This window comes from Cellulomonas sp. PhB143, assembly GCF_003752595.1.
GTDB lineage: Bacteria > Actinomycetota > Actinomycetes > Actinomycetales > Cellulomonadaceae > Paraoerskovia.
On the sequence record NZ_RKIJ01000010.1, the window covers coordinates 1 to 20,128 of the forward strand.

Genomic DNA, 20,128 nt, shown 5'->3' on the forward strand with positions numbered 1-20,128 from the left:
CGCGATCGCGCCTAGGCTTCCCGCACGTCGGCAGGGGGCCGGCGCCGGTGGGGGGGGGGCGGGCCCCCCCCCCCCGCCCCCCCGCCCGGGGGGGGGGGGGGGGGGGGGCGGCCCGGGGCGGGGGGGCCGGGGGGGGGGGGGCGGGGGGGGCCCGCGGGGCCCCCCCCCCCCCCCGCCCCCCCCGCCCCCCCCCCCCCCGCGCCCGCCCCCCCCCCCCCCCCCCCCCCCCCCCTCCCCCCCCCCCCCCCCCCCCCCCCCCCCCCCGCGGGGGCCCCACCCCCACTTCTCGGCGGACGGGTCCGGCGGACGGCGGTCAGCGGAAGACGATGGTGCGGTGCCCGTTGAGGAGCACCCGGTGCTCGGCGTGCCACCGCACCGCGCGGGCGAGCGTGCGCCGCTCGACGTCCTCGCCCAGCGCCACCAGGTCCTCCACGGACCGGGAGTGGTCGACGCGCTCCACGTCCTGCTCGATGATCGGGCCCTCGTCGAGGTCGCCGGTCACGTAGTGCGAGGTCGCCCCGATGAGCTTGACCCCCCGCTCGTGCGCCTGCGCGTACGGCCGCGCGCCCTTGAAGCTGGGCAGGAACGAGTGGTGGATGTTGATCACCCGGCCGTCGAGGTCGCGGCACAGCTGGTCGGAGAGGATCTGCATGTACCGGGCCAGCACCACCGTCTCGACGTCCAGCTCGCCGACGATCTCGCGCAGCCGCGCCTCGGCGTCGGCCTTCGTGTCGCGGGTCACGGGCACGTGGTGGAACGGCTTGCCGTAGAACTCGGCGATCTCCGCCAGGTCCGTGTGGTTCCCGACGACGCCGACGACGTCGATCGGCATCGCCTGGTGGCGCTCCCGGTACAGCAGGTCGACCAGGCAGTGCGGTGCGCGGGAGACCATGAGCAGGGTGCGGATGCGGCGCCCGACGACGTCGAGCTCCCAGGTCATCGCGAAGCGCTCCGCGACGGGCGCGAAGTCGGCGACGAGCTCCTCGCGGGTCGCCCCCGAGGCGACCTCGACCCGCATGAAGAACAGGCCGGAGGCGGGGTCGCCGAACTGCTGCGACTCGGTGATGTTGCCCCCGCGCGAGGCCAGCGTGCCGGTCACCGCGTGGACGATCCCCGGGCGGTCCGGGCAGGAGAGCGTGAGGATCCAGTGGGTCGAGGTGTTCACCCGTGCAGCGTAGCGAGACGTGCGCGACGCAGACCGCGAGATCCACCCGCCGAGCGCACGACCCGTACCGCGGGCCGTGACACGATGTGACCATGACCAGCACCGACTTCACGATCGACGTCGTCCCCGACGAGAGCGCCGGCGAGCTGCTGACGCTGCGCCGTGCCGCATTCGTCACGGAGGCCCAGGTCTACGGGGACCCCAACATCCCGCCCCTGACCCAGACGCTGCACGAGCTGCACGAGGACATGGCGCTGGACTCGGTCATCACGCTGGGCGCGTGGGAGGGGCACCGGCTCGTCGGGTCGGTGCGCGTCGAGCTCGAGGGCGGCAAGGCCACGCTCGGCCGGCTCGCGGTGGCCCCGGACATGCAGGGCCGGGGGATCGGCACGCGGCTGATGTTCGCCGTCCTGCCCTACCTGCCGGAGGAGACCACGGAGATCTGGGTCTTCACCGGCAAGGACTCGCGGCACAACCTCGCCCTCTACCAGCAGCAGGGGTACGAGGAGCAGTACGACAAGACGGCGGGCGACCTCACCTACACCTACCTGCGCCGCATCCTCGGCGAGGCGGACGCGCGCAACGAGGCGGACTCCGTCGGCCGCTGACGGTCGGCTAGGATGACCACGTCGCGACTGGCGCATCAGGTGGATCACCACCGGGGAGCGACGAGCTGTGCAGACTTCGGGTCGTTCGCCTGGGCCCCGGTCACCACCCGTGAGGGTGCGTGCCCGTGCGTGAACCCGGCGGGCGCGGTCCCTCATCGATTCACGACCAGCGCACCACCACGTCCTGGACCGAACGACTGCACCAGCCCCCGAGGAGAAGCATGAGCGACCAGCCCGGCTCCGCCGACGTCATGAACCAGAACATCTCCGAGCTCGACCCGGAGATCGCCGCCGTCCTCGACGGGGAGCTCGCGCGCCAGCGCGACACCCTCGAGATGATCGCGTCCGAGAACTTCGTCCCGCGCGCCGTCCTGCAGGCCCAGGGCTCCGTCCTGACCAACAAGTACGCCGAGGGCTACCCTGGGCGCCGCTACTACGGAGGCTGCGAGCAGGTCGACATCGCGGAGAACCTCGCGAAGGCCCGCGCCGAGGCGCTCTTCGGGGCCGAGCACGCGAACGTCCAGCCGCACTCGGGCGCGACCGCGAACGCCGCCGTGCTGCATGCGCTGATCAACAAGGGCGACAAGATCCTCGGCCTCGAGCTCGCGCACGGCGGGCACCTGACGCACGGCATGAAGATCAACTTCTCCGGCCGGCTCTACGACGTCGCGGCCTACGGCGTCGACGCCCAGACGCACCGGGTGGACATGGACCAGGTGCGCGAGAAGGCGCTCGCGGAGCGCCCCGACGTCATCATCGGCGGCTGGTCCGCCTACCCGCGCCACCTCGACTTCGCGGCGTTCCGCTCGATCGCGGACGAGGTCGGCGCGCGGCTGTGGGTCGACATGGCGCACTTCGCGGGCCTGGTCGCCGCGGGCCTGCACCCCTCGCCGGTCCCGCACGCCGACGTCGTCTCCTCGACGGTGCACAAGACGATCGGCGGCCCCCGCTCGGGGTTCATCCTGTCGACGGCGGAGCTCGCCAAGAAGATCGACTCCGCCGTGTTCCCGGGCCAGCAGGGCGGCCCGCTGATGCACGTGATCGCCGCGAAGGCCGTCTCGTTCAAGGTCGCCGGCTCGGAGAGCTTCCGGGCGCGCCAGCAGCGCACGCTCGACGGCGCGCGCATCATCGCCGACCGCCTCGCCCAGGCGGACGTCGTCGAGGCCGGCGTCTCGGTGCTGACGGGCGGGACGGACGTGCACCTGGTCCTCGTGGACCTGCGCCACTCGGAGCTCGACGGTCAGCAGGCCGAGGACCTCCTGCACGAGGTCGGCATCACCGTCAACCGCAACGCCGTGCCGTTCGACCCGCGCCCCCCGCGCGTGACGTCGGGCCTGCGGATCGGCACGCCGGCGCTCGCCACCCGCGGGTTCGGCGACACCGAGTTCACCGAGGTCGCCGAGATCATCGCCCAGACGCTCAAGGCCGGCCGCGCGGCGGACGTCGAGGCCCTGCGCGCCCGCGTCGCGCGCCTCACGGCGGACTTCCCGCTGTACCCGGAGCTCCAGCAGCACTGACCGGCGAGCGCCACCGTCGCTTGTCCGCCGAGCACGGGGTCTCCGCCGGATCAGCCGAGCTGATCCGGCGCCGACCCCGTGCCGGCGGGGCGACAACGACATGCTCGGCGGGCAGACACGCGCGCGGGGCGGCACGCGAGACACCCTCGACCCAGGGAGCACCCATGACCGCACAGATCCTCGACGGCAGGGCCACGGCCGCCGCCATCAAGTCCGAGCTCGCCGAGCGGGTCGCCGCGCTGGCGGCCCTGGGCGTCGTCCCCGGCCTGGGGACCGTCCTGGTGGGCGACGACCCGGGCTCCGTGTCCTACGTGGGCGGCAAGCACCGCGACTGCGCGGAGGTCGGCATCGCGTCGATCCGCGAGGACCTGCCCGGCGACGCTACCCAGGCCGACGTCGAGGCCGCGGTGGACCGCCTCAACGCCGACCCGGCGTGCACCGGGTACATCGTCCAGCTGCCGCTGCCCGCGGGCATCGACACCAACGCGGTCCTCGAGCGGATCGACCCGGCGAAGGACGCGGACGGCCTGCACCCCACGAACCTCGGCCGGCTCGTCCTGCGCGTCGCGGAGGAGATCGACTCCCCGCTGCCCTGCACGCCCGCCGGGATCGTCGAGCTCGTGCGGCGGCACGGCATCGACCTGGCCGGCAAGGACGTCGTCGTGCTCGGCCGCGGGACGACGGTGGGCCGCTCGATCGGGCTGCTGCTGACGCGCCGGGCGATCAACGCGACGGTGACGCTCACGCACACCGGGACGCGCGACGTCGTCGCCCACCTGCGGGGCGCGGACGTCGTCGTCGCCGCCGCGGGCGTGGCCGGGTTCGTCAAGGCGGAGCACGTCAAGCCGGGGGCCGTGGTGCTCGACGTCGGCGTGAGCCGGGTCGTGGACCCGGAGACGGGCAAGGCCCGGCTGCGGGGCGACGTCGACCCCGGGGTGGCCGAGGTCGCGTCGTGGCTCTCCCCGAACCCCGGGGGCGTGGGTCCGATGACCCGCGCGATGCTGCTCGCCAACGTCGTGGACGCGGCCGAACGGGCCTAGGGTCCCACCCATGAGCGTCCTCCGAGCGGTGCGCGACGTCGCCACCGACCGCCCCCGCGCGTCCCTCACCGGGGCGTACGCCGTCCAGGGCTTCGGCTTCGCCGTGATGCTCACGCACATCCCGGCGTACAAGGACGCGCTCGGGGTGGGGGACGACGCGATCACGCTCGCGTTCGGCTGCGTGTGCGTCGCCGCGGGCACGGGCAGCGCGCTGGCGGGGCCGGTCGCGGCGCGCGCCGGCTCGCGACGGGTCGTCACGGGCGGCCTGGTCGTGGCGGCGCTGGGCGTCGCCGCGGTGGGGCTGGCGCCGACGCTGCCCCTGTTCCTCGCCGCGTTCGTCCTGTACGGGCTGGTGCTCGGGGCGGTCGACGCGGCGCTGAACATGCAGGGCGTCGACCTGGAGCGGCTGCGCGGCACGAGCCTGCTCGGCTCGTTCTTCGCGGCGAACGCCGCGGGCGGCGTGCTCGGTGCGCTCGCCGTCTCGGGCGTCGAGCTGTGGGGCCTGGGCCTCGGCGTCTCGCACGCGCTGATCGCCGTGGTGGTGCTGGCCGCGGTCGCGCTGCTCGCTCCCGGCCTCGTGCGCACCGTCGTCCGGGGCGGCCCCGTAGCCCCGGCCGGCCGGCCGGGGACGCCGTCGGGCGTCGTGCCCGACGGCGGCGGGTCGGCCGTGGCAGGCACGTCGCCGACCGCACGGGCCGGGGCTCCGGGAGCCGGTGCGGGAGTCGGTGCGGGCGTCGTCGTCGTCCTCGGCGTCGCGATGGTCGCCTACCCGGTCGGCGACTCGGCCGTCTCGAGCTGGGGGTCGGTGTTCCTGCACGACGTGCTGGCCAGCGGGTCCGTCGTCGCCCCCCTGGCCTACGCCGCGTACCAGCTCGCCGTGATCGCGTCGCGGGTCGCCGCCGACACGCTCGTCGCGCGGCTCGGCCGCGTGCGCCTGGTGCGCTCGGGCGGGCTGCTGGGGACGGCGGGGTTCGTGCTCGTCGCGCTCTCGCCGCACTGGTCCCTCGCCCTCGTCGGGTTCGCCGCCGTCGGGCTCGGGATCGGGGTCGTCGCCCCGATGGCGTTCTCCGCGATCGGGGACCGTGCTCGAGAGGTCGCGGCGCCGGGCGACCTGGAGCGCGTGACGGACCAGGCGCTGGCGCGGCTCAACGTGTTCACCTACGTGGGCGCGGTGCTGGGGGGCGTGCTCACGGGGGTCTTCGCGACGGCGGACCACCTGCGCCTCGGGCTCGTGGCGCTCGCGCTCCTCGCGTCCCTGTCCGCCCTGCTCGCGGGGCGCTTCGTGGAGCAGCGGGTGCCCGCGGACTCCGGGAGTGTCACCGCCCCGTGATCTGATGGCTCCCGTGCTCACCATCGCCACGGTCAACGTCAACGGGATCCGCGCCGCCGTCCGGCGCGGCATGGACACCTGGATCGCCCGGCGCACGCCGGACGTGCTGCTGCTGCAGGAGGTGCGCGCCCCGGACGACGTGCTGCACGGCCTCCTCGACGGCTGGCACGTCGCGCACCAGGCGTCGGAGGTCAAGGGCCGCGCGGGGGTCGTCGTCGCCTCGCGCCTGCCGCTGTCCGCGGTGCGCGTCGGCCTGGGCTCCGACGCCGAGGATGCCGTGGACACCGGTCGGTGGGTCGAGGCCGACGTCGAGCTGCCGGACGGCGGCGCCGTCACCGCGGTGTCCGCCTACCTGCACTCCGGCACGGTGGCGAAGCCGGAGACGATGACCGCGAAGTACGCCCACCTCGACCGGGTCACGACGCGGATGCGCGAGCTCGCCGCCGACGACCGTCTCGCCGTCGTCGCCGGGGACGTCAACATCGCCCACCACGAGGTCGACATCAAGAACTGGCGCGGCAACCGCACCGCCGCGGGCTTCCTGCCCCGCGAGCGCGCCTACCTCGACACGTGGCTCGACGAGCTCGGCTACGCCGACCTCGGCCGGCGCTTCGGCGGCGAGGGCCCCGGGCCGTACACCTGGTGGTCCTGGCGCGGCAAGGCGTTCGACAACGACTCGGGCTGGCGCATCGACTACCAGCTCGCGACGCCGGCGCTCGCCGAGCGGGCGGTGAAGGTCGAGGTCGACCGCGCCGAGACGTACGACGCGCGGTTCAGCGACCACGCGCCGGTCGTCGCGACGTACGACCTGTAGCGGGGCCGTCCGCCCTCAGGCGGAGCGGTCCGCCGAGGCCGACGCCGTCGCGACCAGCAGGTCGGGGGCGGTGAAGCCCGCGTCCGCGAAGGCGGCGACGACCGCGTCGCCGACCGCGTCGACGACGTCCGCGCGCACCAGCGCGATCGCGGACCCGCCGAACCCGCCGCCCGTCATGCGCGCGCCGAGCGCACCGGCCGCGCGCGCCGCCTCGACCGCGACGTCCAGCTCGGCGCACGAGACCTCGTAGTCGTCCCGCAGGGAGGCGTGCGAGGCGTCCATGAGCGGGCCGACCTCCGCGGTCCGCCCGTCGGAGACGAGGGCGACGAACTCCCGCACGCGACCGATCTCGGTGACGACGTGCCGGACCCGGGCGCGGGAGACGTCGTCGGGCAGGCGCTCGAGCGCCGCCGCGAGACCGTCGCCCGCGTCGCCCTGCGCGTCGAGGGAGTCGGCCAGCTCGCGCAGGTGCGCGACGCCGAGGGTGCGCGCGGCGTCCTCGCACGTCGAGCGGCGCTGGGCGTACTGGCCGTCGGCGAGCTGGTGCTCGGCGCGCGTGTCGATCACCAGCAGGGCGAGCCCGGCGGCGTCGAGGTCGAAGGGGACGTGGGTCGCGGTCTCGTCGGCCGCGAGCTCGGGTCGGCAGTCGAGGAGCAGCGCGGTGCCCGGCGAGCAGCGCAGCGACGCGCCCTGGTCCATGCCGCCGGTCGGCGCGCCGGCCATCTCGTTCTCTGCGCGGATGCAGGCCGCGACCAGCTCGACGCGCCCGGCGTCGGACGCCGCGAGACCGGTGCCGGAGATCTCGTCGAGGGCGACCGCGAAGGCGGACTCGATGGCCGCCGACGACGAGAGGCCCGCGCCGTAGGGCACGCAGGAGTCCACGACGGCGTCGAAGCCGGGCACGTCGTGCCCCGCCTCGCGCAGCGCCCACGCGACGCCGACGACGCACGCCGGCCAGCCCTCGACGGAGCCGGGGGTGACGTCCGCGAGGTCGAGCTCGCGCAGCTGCGGCGTGCCGTCCACACGCTCCTGCGCGGAGGCGATGCGCACGAGCGTGTCGTCCCGGCGGCGCAGCGCGACGAAGGTGCGGTGGGGCAGCGCCACGGGCAGGCACAGGCCCGCGTTGTAGTCCGTGTGCTCGCCGATGAGGTTCACCCGGCCGGGCGCCGACCACACGGCGACGGCGTCGTCCCCGGCCCCGCCGAACGTCGCCCCGAAGAGCTCGCGGACGCGGGCCACGCCGTCCTCGTCGGACCATGCCTCGTGCAGCGCCGTCATCGTCGGGTCCCTTCCGCGTCGTGCAGGTCGACCGGCCCGAGCTCGCGCAGGCGTGCCGCGATCCGTTCCGGGGTGGTGTCGCTGATCCAGGCGCCGGCGCCCGACTCGGAGCCGGCGAGGTACTTGAGCCTGCCGGGCGCGCGCAGCACGGAGAAGACCTGCAGGTGCAGGCGGGCGAGCGGCGCCCCGTCCGCCGTGGCGTCGCCGTCCGGTCCGCCGGCGGCGTGCGCGCCCCGCGCCCCGCCGGCCGACGGCCCGGTCCCGGCGCGCCCGGCCGTCACCGGGGCCTGCTGCCAGGCCGAGATGTACGGCAGCGGGATGGCCGCGTCGTCGGCGTCCACGAAGAACTGGTCGAGGCGCTGCAGGAGCGCGTGGTAGACCACCGCGAGGTCGTCCAGCTCGGCGGCGGTCAGCTCGGTCAGGTCGGCGACGTCGCGGTGCGGTGCGAGGTGCACCTCGACGGGCCACCGCGCGGCGTAGGGCACGTAGGCGGACCAGTGCTCGCCCTGGAGCACCAGGCGCTCGCTCGTGCGCTCGGACGCGAGGACGTCGCGGAGCAGGTTGCCGCCGGTCGCGTCGCGGTACGCGCGGGCCTGCTCGAGGAGCCGCTCGGTGCGCGGGGTGACGTACGGGTAGCCGTAGATCTGCCCGTGCGGGTGGTTGAGGGTGACGCCGATCTCCGGGCCGCGGTTCTCGAAGCAGAAGACCTGGGCGATGCCGGGCTCGGTGCCGAGCGTCGCGGTGCGGTCCACCCACGCCTCGATGACGGTGCGCAGGCGGCCGACGGGAAGGGCCGCGAGCGAGCCGCGGTGGTCGCTGGAGAAGCACACGACCTCGCACCGGCCGGCGGCGGGCGCGCTCGCGTGCAGCGGGTCGCTCTGCTCGACCTCCTCGGGCAGCGGTGCGCCGGGCACGCGCATGAGGGAGGGGAAGCGGTTCTCGAAGACGACGACGTCGTAGTCGGTCGCCGGCACCTCGCCGTCCTGATAGGCGGCGCCGGGGGTCGCCGGGCACAGCGGGCAGGAGTCCGCGGCCGGCAGGAACGTGCGGTTCATGCGGTGGGCCGCGAGCGGGATCCAGTCGCCGGTGAGCACGTCGCGGCGCATCTCGGGACCCTGGAACGGGCGCTGCGTCCCGTCCTCGTCCTCGACCGGGGCGAACCGGTCGCCGAGCGGGCGGGTGTCCCGGAGCTCGCGGCCGAGCTCGCCGGAGACGTGGCGCGGGTCGTCGTCGAAGTAGACGAGCTCGCGCCCATCGGCCATGCGCGTGCTGGTCCGGCGGATGTTCACGTTCACAGAGAAGCCCTGGTGCCTTCCTCGGCGGTGGTCGCGCCGGAGGCGCTCGTCGTGGTGCCCGTGGCCGGCTCGGCGACGACGAGCTCGCCCACGAGCTCGGTCGCGGCGGTGCGGGCGTCACCGGGCAGCCGGTCGTCGGTGATGAGGACGTCGACGTCCTCGAGCGCGGCGAACCGCGCGAGGCCCGTCTCGTCCCACTTCGTGTGGTCGGCCAGGACCACCGTGCGGGCCGCGCAGCGGACCAGGGCGGAGTTGGTCGCGCCCTCGTCGATGTTCGGGGTGGTGAGCCCGGCGTCCGCGCTGACGCCGTGCGCCCCGAGGAAGACGAGGTCGACGCGCAGCGACGCGAGCGACCGCTCGGCGACCGGGCCGACGAGCGCGTCCGAGGGGGTGCGGGACCCGCCCGTGAGGATCGTCTCCAGCCCCGGGTCGCCCGTCGCGTGCAGGATCTCGGCGACGGGCACGGAGTTGGTGACGACCGTCAGCGGCCGCAGGCCGGGGTCGGTGGCGATCCGCGCCGCGAGGAGCGCCGTCGTGGTCCCCGCCGAGACGGCGATGGCCGTGCCTGGGGTGATGAACGCGGCGGCGGCGCGGGCGATGGCGTCCTTCTCCGCGACGTTCTGCGTCGACTTGGCGCCGTACCCGGGCTCGTGGACGGTCGCGTGGGGCAGGACGGCGCCGCCGTGCACCTTCTCGACGAGCCCGCGCTCGGCGAGCTCCGCGAGGTCGCGGCGGACGGTCATGTCGGAGACGTCGAGCGACTCGGCCGCGTCCGCGATGCGGATGGCCCCGTGCCTTCGCAGCTCTGCGAGGAGGCGCTCGTGACGTTGCTGAGCAAGCATGCTGACAGTGTTCAACACGAACGCACAGAAGGCAACACTTCGGGCGTGTCGGCTCCGGCGGGTTTCTCCGGTTCGCGAGGTCTGCGAGGCGCTGGTTGGGTCTGCCCGGAGCTCGCGGCCGACGGATCAGACGGGCGAGATGCCCAGCGAGCGGCCCGCGAGGCCGCGCGCGCGCGACGCGAGCGCGTCCGCGACGCCCCGGAGCGCGACGGCCGCCGGGGAGTCGGGGTGCTCGAGCACGACCGGCGTGCCGCCGTCGCCCGCCTCGCGCAGCGCGACGTCCAGCGGGACCTGCCCCAGGAGCGGGACGGGCGTGCCGGTCGTCGTGCTGAGGTTCTCCGCGACGCGCCGCCCGCCCCCGGACCCGAAGATCTCGAGCCGCGAGCCGTCGGGCTGGGCGAGCCACGACATGTTCTCCAGCACCCCGACAACGCCCTGGTGGGTCTGCGTCGCCACGGCGCCCGCGCGCTCGGCGACCTCCGCCGCCGCGACCTGCGGGGTCGTGACCACGAGGATCTCGCTGCCCGGCAGGAGCTGCGCCACGGAGATCGCGATGTCGCCGGTGCCCGGCGGGAGGTCCAGGAGGAGCACGTCGAGGTCGCCCCACCAGACGTCGGCGAGGAACTGCTGCAGGGCGCGGTGCAGCATCGGTCCCCGCCACACGACCGGCTGGCCCCGGGGGACGAACATGCCGATGGAGACGACCTTGACCCCGTGCGCGACCGGGGGCAGGAGCATCGAGTCCACCCGGGTCGGCTGCCGGTCCACGCCGAGCATCCCCGGGATCGAGAAGCCGTAGATGTCGGCGTCCACGACGCCGACCTTCAGCCCCTGCGCGGCCAGGGCCACGGCGAGGTTCGCCGTCACCGTCGACTTGCCGACGCCGCCCTTGCCGGAGGCGATCGCGTACACCTTGGTCAGCGAGCCGGGCTGGGCGAAGGGGATCACCGGCTCGCCGACGCCGCCGCGCAGCCGCGTGCGCAGCGCCTCGCGCTGGTCGGCGGACATCGCGCCGAGCTCGACCTCGACGTCGTCGACGCCCGCGACAGTGAGCGCGGCCGCCGTCACGTCCTTGACGATCCGCGATCTCATCGGGCAGCCGGGCACCGTCAGGTCGATCCCGATCACGGCGTGCGCGCCCCCGCCCGGTACCGCGGACAGCACGACGGAGCGGACCATGTCCAGGTCCGTGATCGGCCGCCCGATCTCCGGGTCGTCGACGCCGGCGAGGGCGGCACGGACCTCGGCGGTCAGGGCGTCCAGGGTCGGGAGGTCGGTCTCGGCGGGCATGCGTCCATCGTAGGTGCGCGCCCCGGCGGGTCAGGCGCGGTCGGTGCGGCGCTCGCCGTGCTCGGCGTCCCGTTCCGACTGCCGCTGCTCCTCGAGGTCCTCGAGGAGGCTGCGCAGCTCGGAGCGGACGAAGTCGCGCGTGGCGACCTCGCCGAGCGCGATGCGCAGCGCCGCCATCTCCCGCGCGAGGTACTCGGTGTCGGCGAGGTTGCGCTCCGCGCGCTGGCGGTCCTGCTCGGCCTGCACGCGGTCGCGGTCCGTCTGCCGGTTCTGCGCGAGCAGGATCAGCGGCGCGGCGTAGGACGCCTGCAGCGAGAGCATCAGGGTGAGCGCGGTGAAGCCGTTGGCCGCGCTGTCGAACCGCAGGTCGCTCGGAGCCCAGACGTTCCACGCGATCCACACGATGCAGAACAGCGTCAGGTAGAGGATGAACCGCGGGGTGCCGAGGAACCGCGCGATCGACTCCGAGATCTTCCCCGACGCGTCGTCGCCACCGAAGTTCAGGCGCGGGACCAGCGACCGGCGCGGCTCGCGCGGCTGGTCGAGGCGGTCAGCCACGGCCGTCACCGCCCGACCCGCGCCTCGCGCCCCGGGCCGGGCGGCCGTCGCGGCGCGCGGCGTCCCGTGCGGCGGCGCCGGAGGCGAACGCCGCGCGGAACGGCTGCGCGCGCCCCGGGACCGTGCGGACCTCGCCGGCGTCGCGGTCGCTGCCGCCGTCGTCGTGCTCGTCGTCCGTCTCGCGCCAGTCGTCGGGCAGGACGTGGTCGAGGACGTCGTCGACGCTCACCGCGCCCACGAGGCGTCGCTCCGCGTCGAGGACGGGCACGGAGAGCATGTCGTAGGTCGCGAGCTCGCGGGTGACGCGCTCGACCGACGCCGACTCCGGCACCCCCTCGACGTCCGTGTCGAGCACGGTGCCCACGGCCTCGTGCGGCGGCTCGCGCAGCAGCCGCTGGAAGTGCACGACGCCGAGGAAGCGGCCGGTCGGCGTCTCGAGCGGTGGCCGCGTCACGAAGACCATCGTGGCGAGCGCCGCCGGCAGGTCCTTGCGGCGGATGCTCGCGAGCGCGGCGGCGATCGAGGTCTCTGGCGAGAGGATCACCGGCTCGGTGGTCATGAGACCGCCCGCGCTGTCCTCGTCGTAGGCGAGCAGGCGGCGCACGTCGCGCGCGTCCTCGGGCTCCATCCGCTCGAGGAGCTCGGCGGCCTGGGACTCGGACAGCTCGTGCAGGAGGTCGGCGGCGTCGTCGGGCTGCATCGCCTCGAGGACGTCGGCGGCGCGCTCGGTGTCGAGGTTCGACAGGATCGAGACCTGGTCGTCCTCCGGGAGCTCCTCGAGGACGTCGGCGAGGCGCTCGTTGTCGAGCGCCTGGGCGACCTCGAACCGTCTGCGGTCCGCCAGGTCGTGCAGCACGTCGGCGAGGTCGGCGGCCTTCATGTCGTCGTAGGCCGCGAGCAGCATCGCGGCGCCCTGGTCGCCCGACGTCCGCGCCAGGCCGGAGATCTCGGTGATCGCCAGGGTGAGCGTCTCGCCTCGCCGACGGATGCCGAGCGGGCCCTTGTGCGTGGCCTGGCGCCGCACGAAGACCTTGTCGACCAGCCAGTCGCCGGTGCGCTGCTTGGTGATCGCAAGATCGAGCACCGTCGCGGTCCCGGTCCCGTCCGCGAGCGTGACCATGCGCTCCAGCAGCTCACCGACCGCGAGCGTCTCGAGCGCACGCTGCTCGAAGCGGCGCATGTTGAGCAGGCCCGTGCTGATCACCTGGCCGCCGTCCATGCTCGTGACCCGGGTCAGGGGCAGGAAGACGCGGCGCCGGCCCGGCACCTCGACGACGAGGCCGACGGCGCGGGGCGCGCCCTTCGGCCGGACGATGACGACGACGTCGCGCACCTTGCCGACCTCGTCGCCCAGCGGGTCGAAGACGGTCGTCCCGGCCAGGCGCGCGACGTAGACGCGGGTCGTTGCACTCACGCGGCAAGACTACGCACTCCCGGGGCCGCCCTCGTGCCCGGGAGGGCAAGCCTCGCTTCTCCCGGCGCCCTGCGGGACACTGGCCCCATGAGCATGTCGCGTCCGAACACGCCCCTCAAGGTGCCCACACTCCCGCGCGGCGACGTCGTCGCCACCTACACCTCGTACCTCGAGGCGCAGAAGGCGGTCGACTACCTCGCCGACAGCCGCTTCGCCGTCGAGTACGTGACCATCGTCGGCAGCGACCTCAAGATGGTCGAGCGGGTCATCGGCCGCCTCACCTACGGGCGCGTCGCGCTCGCGGGCGTGGCGTCCGGGGCGTGGTTCGGGCTGTTCGTCGGTCTGCTGCTCGTGCTCTTCGGCTCGGCGTCCGGCGGCAGCGCCGGCGGCCTGATCGTCACGGCGATCGCGCTGGGCGCCGGCTTCGGCCTGCTGTTCTCGGTCCTGACGTTCGCGATGTCGGGGCGCAAGCGGGACTTCACGTCCTCCAGCCAGATCGTGGCCTCGGACTACTCGATCCTGTGCGCCCCGGAGCGTTCGGGGGAGGCCCGGCAGGTGCTGGGGCGGATGGCGGCCGGGGTGCCGGCGGGTCAGGACGGTCCGGGCGGACCCGGGCAGGGCGCGCCGCAGGGGCAGGGCCCGATCCCGCCGTACCCGCCGCAGGGCGGTGGCCGGCCGGGCCAGCACGGTCAGCCCGGCCCGTACGGTCAGCCCGGCCAGCACGGTCAGTACGGCCAGCCGCCCCAGGCCCCGCCGGGAGGCCAGGCGCCCGGGCAGCACGGCACCCCGCCCACCTGGCCGACGCCGCCCGCGCAGGGCGCCCCGGTCGACACCCCGGTGGAGGGGGGCGGGCCGCAGCCGGAGCGCGCCCCGGACCCGCGCTTCGTCACGCCGTCGGGCGCGCCCCGCTACGGCGCGATGATCTCCGACTACCCGCCGGCGCAGGCCACGCAGGACGCCCGGGCCCGCGAGGCCGAGGCGGCGCGCCGGGCCCAGGAGCCGTCGTCGGGCGCCCGCCAGACGGACGGCGACGCGCCCGCGGACGGCGAGAAGCCCGCCGAGCGCACCGAGGAGTGACGCCCGCCCGCCGGGGGAGCGTGCGCCCCACGGGCGGGCGCGCCGTCAGCCCCGGACGGACCGCATCCACTCCTCGAGGCCGTCCGGGGTGCGGGGCAGCGCGGCCGACAGGTTGACGTTGCCGTCCTCGGTGACCAGGACGTCGTCCTCGATCCGGACGCCGATCCCGCGGTACTCCTCGGGGACGGTGGTGTCGTCCGCCTTGAAGTACAGGCCGGGCTCGATCGTGAAGACCATGCCCGGCTCGAGCACGCCGTCCATGTACATCTCGCGGCGCGCCTGCGCGCAGTCGTGCACGTCCATCCCCAGGTGGTGGCTCGTGCCGTGCACCATCCAGCGGCGGTGCTGCTGCCCCTCGGGGGAGAGCGACTCCGCGGCCGGCACCGGCAGCATGCCCCACTCCTCGAGCCGCGCCGCGAGGACCTCCATCGCGGCGGCGTGCAGGTCGCGGAACCGGGATCCCGGACGCGCGACGGCGAACGCCGCGTCCGCGGCGTCGAGGACGGCCTGGTAGACGCGGCGCTGCACCTCGCCGAACTCGCCGTCCACGGGCAGGGTGCGGGTGACGTCGGCGGTGTAGAGCGAGTCGACCTCGACGCCGGCGTCGACGAGGACGAGCTCGCCCTGGCGGACCGCGCCGTCGTTGGTCGTGTAGTGCAGGGTCGTGGCGTGCGCGCCCGCCGCGGCGATCGTCTCGTAGCCGACGGCGTTGCCCTCGAGCCGGGCGTGCGCGTCGAAGGTCGTCTCGATGACGCGCTCGCCGCGGCGGTGCCCGCTCGCCCGCCGCAGGTTGCGCACGATCTCCGCGAAGCCCGCGATGGTGGTGTCCACGGCGAGCTGCATCTGCTCGATCTCGTGGGCGTCCTTGACCAGGCGCAGCTCGGAGACGGCCTCGGTGAGCGCGTCGTCCGACGTCGCGGTCTGCGCGGCGTCCGACAGCCCGGCCTCGGCGCGGATCGCGTCCACGAGCGCGGCGATGTCCTCGTCCGCCCCCTCGACGAGCAGGAGGCTCACCCCGCCCTCGCCGACGTCCTTCGCCAGCGCGTCCCGCAGCTCGTCGACGTGCCGCGCCTCGACGCCGGTCTCGACGCTCACGTCGTCGAGCGTCGGGCGCGCGCCGACCCAGAACTCGCCGTACCGGGCGTCGGCGTAGAACTCCTCGGTGTCCCGCGAGGCGAGCGGCCGCACGTAGAGCACGGCGTGGTGGTCGCCGCCGTCGTCGCCGGTGCCGGCCGCGACCGGGTGCAGCACCAGGACGGCGTCCGGCTCCCGGTCGGTCCCCAGGCCGGTCAGGTGGGCGAACGCCGAGTGCGGGCGGAAGCGGTAGTCGCAGTCGTTGGAGCGCACCTTCAGCCCGCCCGCGGGGACGACGAGGCGTGCGCCCGGGAACGACCCGGACAGCGCCCGGCGCCGCGCGGCCGAGTACGGGGCCACGGCGAGCGGGGCGACGCCCAGGTCGGGGCGGGGCGCCCACCCGCTCGTCATGAACGCCTTGAAGGCGTCCGACGAGGGTCGCTCGGAGCGGTTGTTGACGCGGTCGGTGATGGCCTGCTCGGCGGTGGGGTGGCTCGCACCCTCGGCCGGGACCTGCTCGGTGCTCATGCCTCCAGTGTGGCACCGGGGTGCTCGGCGACGCGCAGCAGCGCCTCGTCGAGCACCGCGGCGAACGCCTCGGGCGCGTCGGTGTTCACGTCGTGCCCGGCGCCCGGCACGACGACGAGCCGGCCCTCGCGGGCGCGGGAGAGGTGGCGGCGCTCCTCGAGGCGCATGGGGTCGCGGGCGCCGTTGACGAACCACACCGGCCCGACGACGTCGCCCGCGTCGCGCAGCGACGACCGGCCCACGAGCTCGCCCAGCGCCGCCGTCACCACGTCCCAGCCCGGCCGGTACGCCGTGGGGCCCGCGGGACCCGCGACGTCGGACGGCGGCGCGACGGCGGAGGGAGCGACGGGAGCGAGGGTGCCCGTCCCGGCGTCGGGCAGCGGGCGGGGGAGGAGGCCCGCGAGCAGGGTGCCGGCCGCGCGCACGCCGCGGGCGGCGCCCTGCAGCCCGGTCAGGGCGCCCGTCCACGCGGAGACCGACCCGTGGGCGGCGCCGCGGTAGAGCCCGAGGGGCTTGCCGCGCGGGCTCCACGTGCAGGCGGCGGCGACCACGCCCGCGACCCGGTCGTTGCGCGCGGCGTACGCGAGGCTGGTGTAGCCGCCGAGCGAGAGGCCCACGAGCAGCACGGGCCGGTCGACGGGCAGCGCGGCGATCGCGCGGTCGATCCCGGCGAATGCCTCGCTCATCGAGAACGGCGCGTCGCGGCGGGCGCCGTGCGCCGGCAGGTCGAGCGCGACGGCCAGGCTCCCGGAGGCGCGCACGTGGGCGACCTGGGCGTCCCAGATGCGGCACGAGGTGCGCAGCCCGTGCACGAACACGACGGACGGTCGGGGCGCGGTCGGCTGCATCCTTCGATGGTGGACCCTCCGGGGCCGCGCCGTCACGCCCGCGGGGGCGGACGGTACGGAGGTCCGGCCCGGCGCGCGGTCACTATCGTTGCCCCCATGCGCATCGATCTCCACACCCACTCCACGGCCTCGGACGGTACCGGTGCGCCGGGCGACGTCGTGGCGGCCGCCGCCGCGGCCGGGCTCGACGTCGTCGCGCTCACCGACCACGACACGACCGCGGGATGGCAGGATGCCGCCGAGGAGGCCTCCCGGCGGGGGATCGCCCTCGTGCGCGGCACGGAGGTCTCGGCGCAGTCGGAAGGGTCGAGCATCCACGTCCTCAGCTACCTGCACGACCCGCGGGCGCCCGCGCTCCTCGAGGAGACGACCCGGGCGCGGGCCTCGCGGGAGACGCGGGCCCGGCGCATGGTCGAGCTCATCGCGGCCGACCTCCCGATCACCTGGGAGGACGTGCTCGCCCAGACGGCGCCCGGGACCACGATCGGGCGGCCCCACATCGCCGACGCCCTGGTGGCGTCGGGGTACTTCCCCGACCGCAGCGCCGCCTTCGCCGACGTCCTCGCCAGCGGCGGCCGCTACCACGTGCACCACTACGCGCCGTCGGCCGCCGTCGCCGTCGAGGCGATCCGCGCGTCGGGCGGCGTGGCGGTCTTCGCCCACCCGGGCGCCGAGGTCAAGGGGCCGATCGTCCCGGACCGGGTCGTGCGCGAGATGGCGGAGGCGGGCCTCGCGGGGCTCGAGGTCCACCACCGCGACCACTCGCTGCACCAGCGCGAGCGGCTGCTCGCCCTCGCCGACGAGCTCGGGCTCCTCGTGACGGGCTCGAGCGACTACCACGGCGCGGGCAAGCCCAACGTGCTGGGCGAGAACACGACGTCGCCCGAGGCGCTCGCGCGGATCGAGGAGCTCGGCACGCTCCCGGTCCTGCGCTGACGGGGCGGGGAGGCTCCCGTGGCGGAGGTCTTCGACGTGCGCCTCTTCACCGAGGTGTTCGTGACGCTGTTCGTGATCATGGACCCGCCGGGGCAGGTGCCGATCTTCCTCGGCCTGACCGGCGCGATGACGGCCCGCCAGCGCACCCGCGCGGCGGGAACGGCGATCCTCGTCGCCTTCGGCGTGATCGTGGGCTTCGCGGCGTTCGGCCAGCAGGTCCTGGCGTACATGCACGTGTCGCTGCCCGCGCTGCAGGCGGCCGGCGGGCTGCTGCTGCTGCTCGTCGCGATGCAGCTGCTCACCGGGCGCTTCGAGGTGCCCGAGCCCGCGGGCGGGCGCGGGGCGAACGTCGCGATGGTGCCCCTCGGGACGCCCATCCTCGCCGGCCCGGGCGCGATCGTCGCGACCATGGTCTTCGTCCAGCGGGCGGGCGCCGAGGGCGGCGCGGCGCCGTGGGTGTCGGTCGCGGTCGGCGTCCTCGCGGTGTGCGCGTGCCTGTACGCGGCCATGCGCTTCGCGAACGTGGTGCACCGGGTCCTGGGGGTGTCCGGGACCACGCTGATCAGCCGCATCGCCGGTCTGCTGCTCTCGGCCATCGCGGTGCAGTCCCTCGCCACGGCGATCACCGCGATGGTCCAGGCGGCCTGAGCCACGCCGCCACCGTGCCGTCACTCTGCTGACGGCACGGTGGCGGCGGCCGACGGCGGCGCGCCCGCAGACGACGGCGGGGCGTGCGGCCACGAGAGCGACCGCACGCCCCGCCGGGCGGCTCGGGCCGGTGCCCGGCCCGGGTCAGCCCTCCGGCTGCGTCGCGGGGGCGCTCGTCTGGGCGGCGTCCGTGCCCTGCTGCTGGTCGGCCGGGCGCCCGCCGCGCGTGCGGCGGCGGCTGCGGCGGCGCGGGGCGCCGTCCGCCCCGGCCTCCGGCGTCGCCGTCTGTCCCGCGGGACCGCGCCCGGCGTCGGAGCCTCCGCGGCCCTCGCCGGAGCGGCCGCGGCCCTCGCCGGAACGACCGTGGTCCCGGGCGCCGTCGCGGCCGCCGTCACGGCCTCCGCGCGAGGGTGCCCCGCCGGCGTGCTTGCCGGTCTCGCCGAGGTCCTCGAGCACCTCGGCGTCGAGGCCGGCGTGCGTGCGCTTCGAGCGGGGCAGGCGCCCCGTGGTGCCCGCGGGGATGTGCAGCTCGGTGTACAGGTGCGGGGACGTCGAGTACGTCTCCTTGGGCTCGGGGATGCCGAGCTCGAGGGCCTTGTCGATCAGGCCCCACCGCGGGGTGTCGTCCCAGTCGACGAAGGTGACGGCGGTGCCCTTGTTGCCGGCACGGCCGGTGCGGCCCGTGCGGTGCAGGTAGGTGCGCTCGTCCTCGGGGCACTGGTAGTTCACGACGTGCGTGACGTCGTCGACGTCGATGCCGCGGGCGGCGACGTCGGTCGCGACGAGGACGTCGATCTTGTTGTTGCGGAAGGCGCGCAGGGCCTGCTCGCGCGCGCCCTGGCCCAGGTCGCCGTGGATGGCGCCGGCCGCGAACCCGCGGTCGCGCAGCTCGTCGGAGACCTTCGCCGCGGTCCGCTTGGTGCGCGCGAAGACGATGGTGCGGCCGCGACCCTCGGACTGCAGGATGCGCGCGAGGACCTCGACCTTGTCGAGCGCGTGGGCGCGGTAGACGACCTGCTCGATGTTCTTGACGGTCTGGCCGCCGTCGTCGGGGTCGTTGGCGCGGATGTGCGTCGGCTGGGACATGTAGCGGCGCGCCATCGAGACGACGGCGCCCGGCATGGTCGCCGAGAACAGCATGGTGTGCCGCTTGGCGGGGGTGCGGGCGAGGATCTTCTCGACGTCGGGCAGGAAGCCCAGGTCGAGCATCTCGTCGGCCTCGTCGAGCACGACCGTCGACGCGCGCGTCAGGTCGAGGTGGCCCTGGTTCAGCAGGTCGAGCATGCGGCCCGGCGTGCCGACGACGACCTCGACGCCCCGCTGGAGCGCCTCGACCTGCGGCTCGTACGCGCGCCCGCCGTAGACCTGGAGGACGCGCACGGACCGCTTGGTCGACGCCGTCTCGAGGTCGCGCGCCACCTGGCTCGCGAGCTCTCGGGTCGGGGCGATCACCAGCGCCTGCGGCTTGCCCGGTGCGGGCAGCAGGTCGAACTCCGGCTCGCCGGGGGCGACGACGCGGTTCAGGAGGGGGACGCCGAAGCCGAGCGTCTTGCCCGTCCCGGTCTTGGCCTGGCCGATGATGTCGTGGCCGGAGAGGGCCACGGGCAGCGTCATGGCCTGGATGGGGAACGGCGCGACGATGCCCTTCTCGGCGAGCGCCTCGACGATCTCGGGGCGGACGGCGAAGTCCGCGAACGTGACGTCCGCGGCCTGGATGCTGGAGGAGGTCGTGCCCGGCGCGGCGGCCGCGACGGCCTCCTCGACGGTCTCGACGACGTTCTCGGGGTCGACGATGCTCTCGTCGGACGTGGTGGTGGTCACTGGGGGGTGCCTCGTTCGTCTCGAGGGGGCAGCGGCGCGCCCCGG

At 75.3% G+C, this 20,128-nt stretch carries 18 protein-coding genes and 1 riboswitch; of the genes, 8 read left to right on the plus strand and 10 right to left on the minus strand.

The genetic code is table 11. The annotated features are described in order from the left end of the window. Positions 1–313: 313 nt before the first annotated feature. The gene (purU, locus tag EDF32_RS04075) at positions 314–1,165 is read right to left on the minus strand and encodes a formyltetrahydrofolate deformylase (RefSeq protein WP_123307276.1); all 852 of its coding nucleotides are present in this window, start codon (positions 1,163–1,165) and stop codon (positions 314–316) included. Between the two features lie 92 nt (positions 1,166–1,257). Between purU and EDF32_RS04080 the strand changes: the two genes are divergently transcribed. From EDF32_RS04080 to EDF32_RS04100, 5 genes are all read left to right on the plus strand, one after another. Then, on the plus strand, positions 1,258–1,773 hold the full coding sequence (locus EDF32_RS04080) for a GNAT family N-acetyltransferase (protein ID WP_123307277.1): 516 nt from the start codon (positions 1,258–1,260) through the stop codon (positions 1,771–1,773). Positions 1,774–1,786: 13 nt separating this feature from the next. Continuing rightward, positions 1,787–1,875, plus strand: a riboswitch (ZMP/ZTP riboswitch). A 119-nt stretch (positions 1,876–1,994) separates the two neighbouring features. Then, complete coding sequence (gene glyA / locus EDF32_RS04085) at positions 1,995–3,290, plus strand: serine hydroxymethyltransferase (RefSeq protein ID WP_123307278.1); 1,296 nt, start codon at positions 1,995–1,997, stop codon at positions 3,288–3,290. 164 nt (positions 3,291–3,454) lie between these two features. Continuing rightward, positions 3,455–4,330 carry a bifunctional methylenetetrahydrofolate dehydrogenase/methenyltetrahydrofolate cyclohydrolase gene (locus tag EDF32_RS04090; protein ID WP_123307279.1) on the plus strand — a complete coding sequence of 292 codons (876 nt, stop codon included), beginning with the start codon at positions 3,455–3,457 and terminating at the stop codon, positions 4,328–4,330. Between the two features lie 10 nt (positions 4,331–4,340). Further along, entirely contained in the window at positions 4,341–5,660 is a 1,320-nt protein-coding gene (locus tag EDF32_RS04095) for an MFS transporter (RefSeq protein WP_123307280.1), read from the plus strand. Between the two features lie 4 nt (positions 5,661–5,664). After that, the gene (locus EDF32_RS04100; RefSeq protein ID WP_199734816.1) at positions 5,665–6,474 is read left to right on the plus strand and encodes an exodeoxyribonuclease III; all 810 of its coding nucleotides are present in this window, start codon (positions 5,665–5,667) and stop codon (positions 6,472–6,474) included. 15 nt (positions 6,475–6,489) lie between these two features. Here the strand turns inward: EDF32_RS04100 and galK are convergent, their stop codons facing one another. The 6 genes from galK to EDF32_RS04130 all read right to left on the minus strand — a co-directional run bounded on the left by galK (position 6,490) and on the right by EDF32_RS04130 (position 13,151). Continuing rightward, on the minus strand, positions 6,490–7,752 hold the full coding sequence (gene galK / locus EDF32_RS04105; RefSeq protein WP_123307281.1) for a galactokinase: 1,263 nt from the start codon (positions 7,750–7,752) through the stop codon (positions 6,490–6,492). After that, entirely contained in the window at positions 7,749–9,014 is a 1,266-nt protein-coding gene (gene galT / locus EDF32_RS04110; protein ID WP_123307622.1) for a galactose-1-phosphate uridylyltransferase, read from the minus strand. The genes galK and galT overlap by 4 nt, the downstream gene beginning before the upstream one ends. 29 nt (positions 9,015–9,043) lie before the next feature. After that, positions 9,044–9,889: a DeoR/GlpR family DNA-binding transcription regulator gene (locus tag EDF32_RS04115; protein WP_123307282.1), complete on the minus strand. Its 846-nt coding sequence runs from the start codon at positions 9,887–9,889 to the stop codon at positions 9,044–9,046. 126 nt (positions 9,890–10,015) lie between these two features. Beyond that, on the minus strand, positions 10,016–11,179 hold the full coding sequence (locus EDF32_RS04120) for an Mrp/NBP35 family ATP-binding protein (protein ID WP_123307283.1): 1,164 nt from the start codon (positions 11,177–11,179) through the stop codon (positions 10,016–10,018). A 30-nt stretch (positions 11,180–11,209) separates the two neighbouring features. After that, positions 11,210–11,737, minus strand: a complete 528-nt coding sequence (locus EDF32_RS04125) for a DUF1003 domain-containing protein (RefSeq protein WP_123307623.1) — start codon at positions 11,735–11,737, stop codon at positions 11,210–11,212. Continuing rightward, complete coding sequence (locus EDF32_RS04130) at positions 11,730–13,151, minus strand: magnesium transporter MgtE N-terminal domain-containing protein (RefSeq protein ID WP_123307284.1); 1,422 nt, start codon at positions 13,149–13,151, stop codon at positions 11,730–11,732. Before EDF32_RS04130 ends, EDF32_RS04125 begins: the two co-directional genes overlap by 8 nt. Before the next feature lie 87 nt (positions 13,152–13,238). On the opposite strand from EDF32_RS04130, the gene EDF32_RS04135 reads away from it, so the two are divergent. Next, complete coding sequence (locus EDF32_RS04135; RefSeq protein ID WP_123307285.1) at positions 13,239–14,228, plus strand: general stress protein; 990 nt, start codon at positions 13,239–13,241, stop codon at positions 14,226–14,228. A 45-nt stretch (positions 14,229–14,273) separates the two neighbouring features. Here the strand turns inward: EDF32_RS04135 and EDF32_RS04140 are convergent, their stop codons facing one another. Both EDF32_RS04140 and EDF32_RS04145 read right to left on the minus strand, forming a co-directional pair. Continuing rightward, entirely contained in the window at positions 14,274–15,830 is a 1,557-nt protein-coding gene (locus EDF32_RS04140) for an aminopeptidase P family protein (protein ID WP_123307286.1), read from the minus strand. Then, complete coding sequence (locus tag EDF32_RS04145; protein ID WP_123307287.1) at positions 15,827–16,678, minus strand: alpha/beta fold hydrolase; 852 nt, start codon at positions 16,676–16,678, stop codon at positions 15,827–15,829. The genes EDF32_RS04140 and EDF32_RS04145 overlap by 4 nt, the downstream gene beginning before the upstream one ends. Positions 16,679–16,774: 96 nt before the next feature. Between EDF32_RS04145 and EDF32_RS04150 the strand changes: the two genes are divergently transcribed. Together EDF32_RS04150 and EDF32_RS04155 are read left to right on the plus strand one after the other, a co-directional pair. Next, complete coding sequence (locus tag EDF32_RS04150) at positions 16,775–17,614, plus strand: PHP domain-containing protein (protein WP_123307288.1); 840 nt, start codon at positions 16,775–16,777, stop codon at positions 17,612–17,614. 18 nt (positions 17,615–17,632) lie between these two features. Next, a complete protein-coding gene (locus EDF32_RS04155; protein ID WP_123307289.1) occupies positions 17,633–18,262 on the plus strand; it encodes a MarC family protein in 630 nt (209 codons plus the stop codon). A 144-nt stretch (positions 18,263–18,406) separates the two neighbouring features. On the opposite strand, the gene EDF32_RS04160 is transcribed toward EDF32_RS04155, so the two are convergent. Then, entirely contained in the window at positions 18,407–20,083 is a 1,677-nt protein-coding gene (locus EDF32_RS04160; RefSeq protein WP_123307290.1) for a DEAD/DEAH box helicase, read from the minus strand. Positions 20,084–20,128 lie beyond the last annotated feature (45 nt).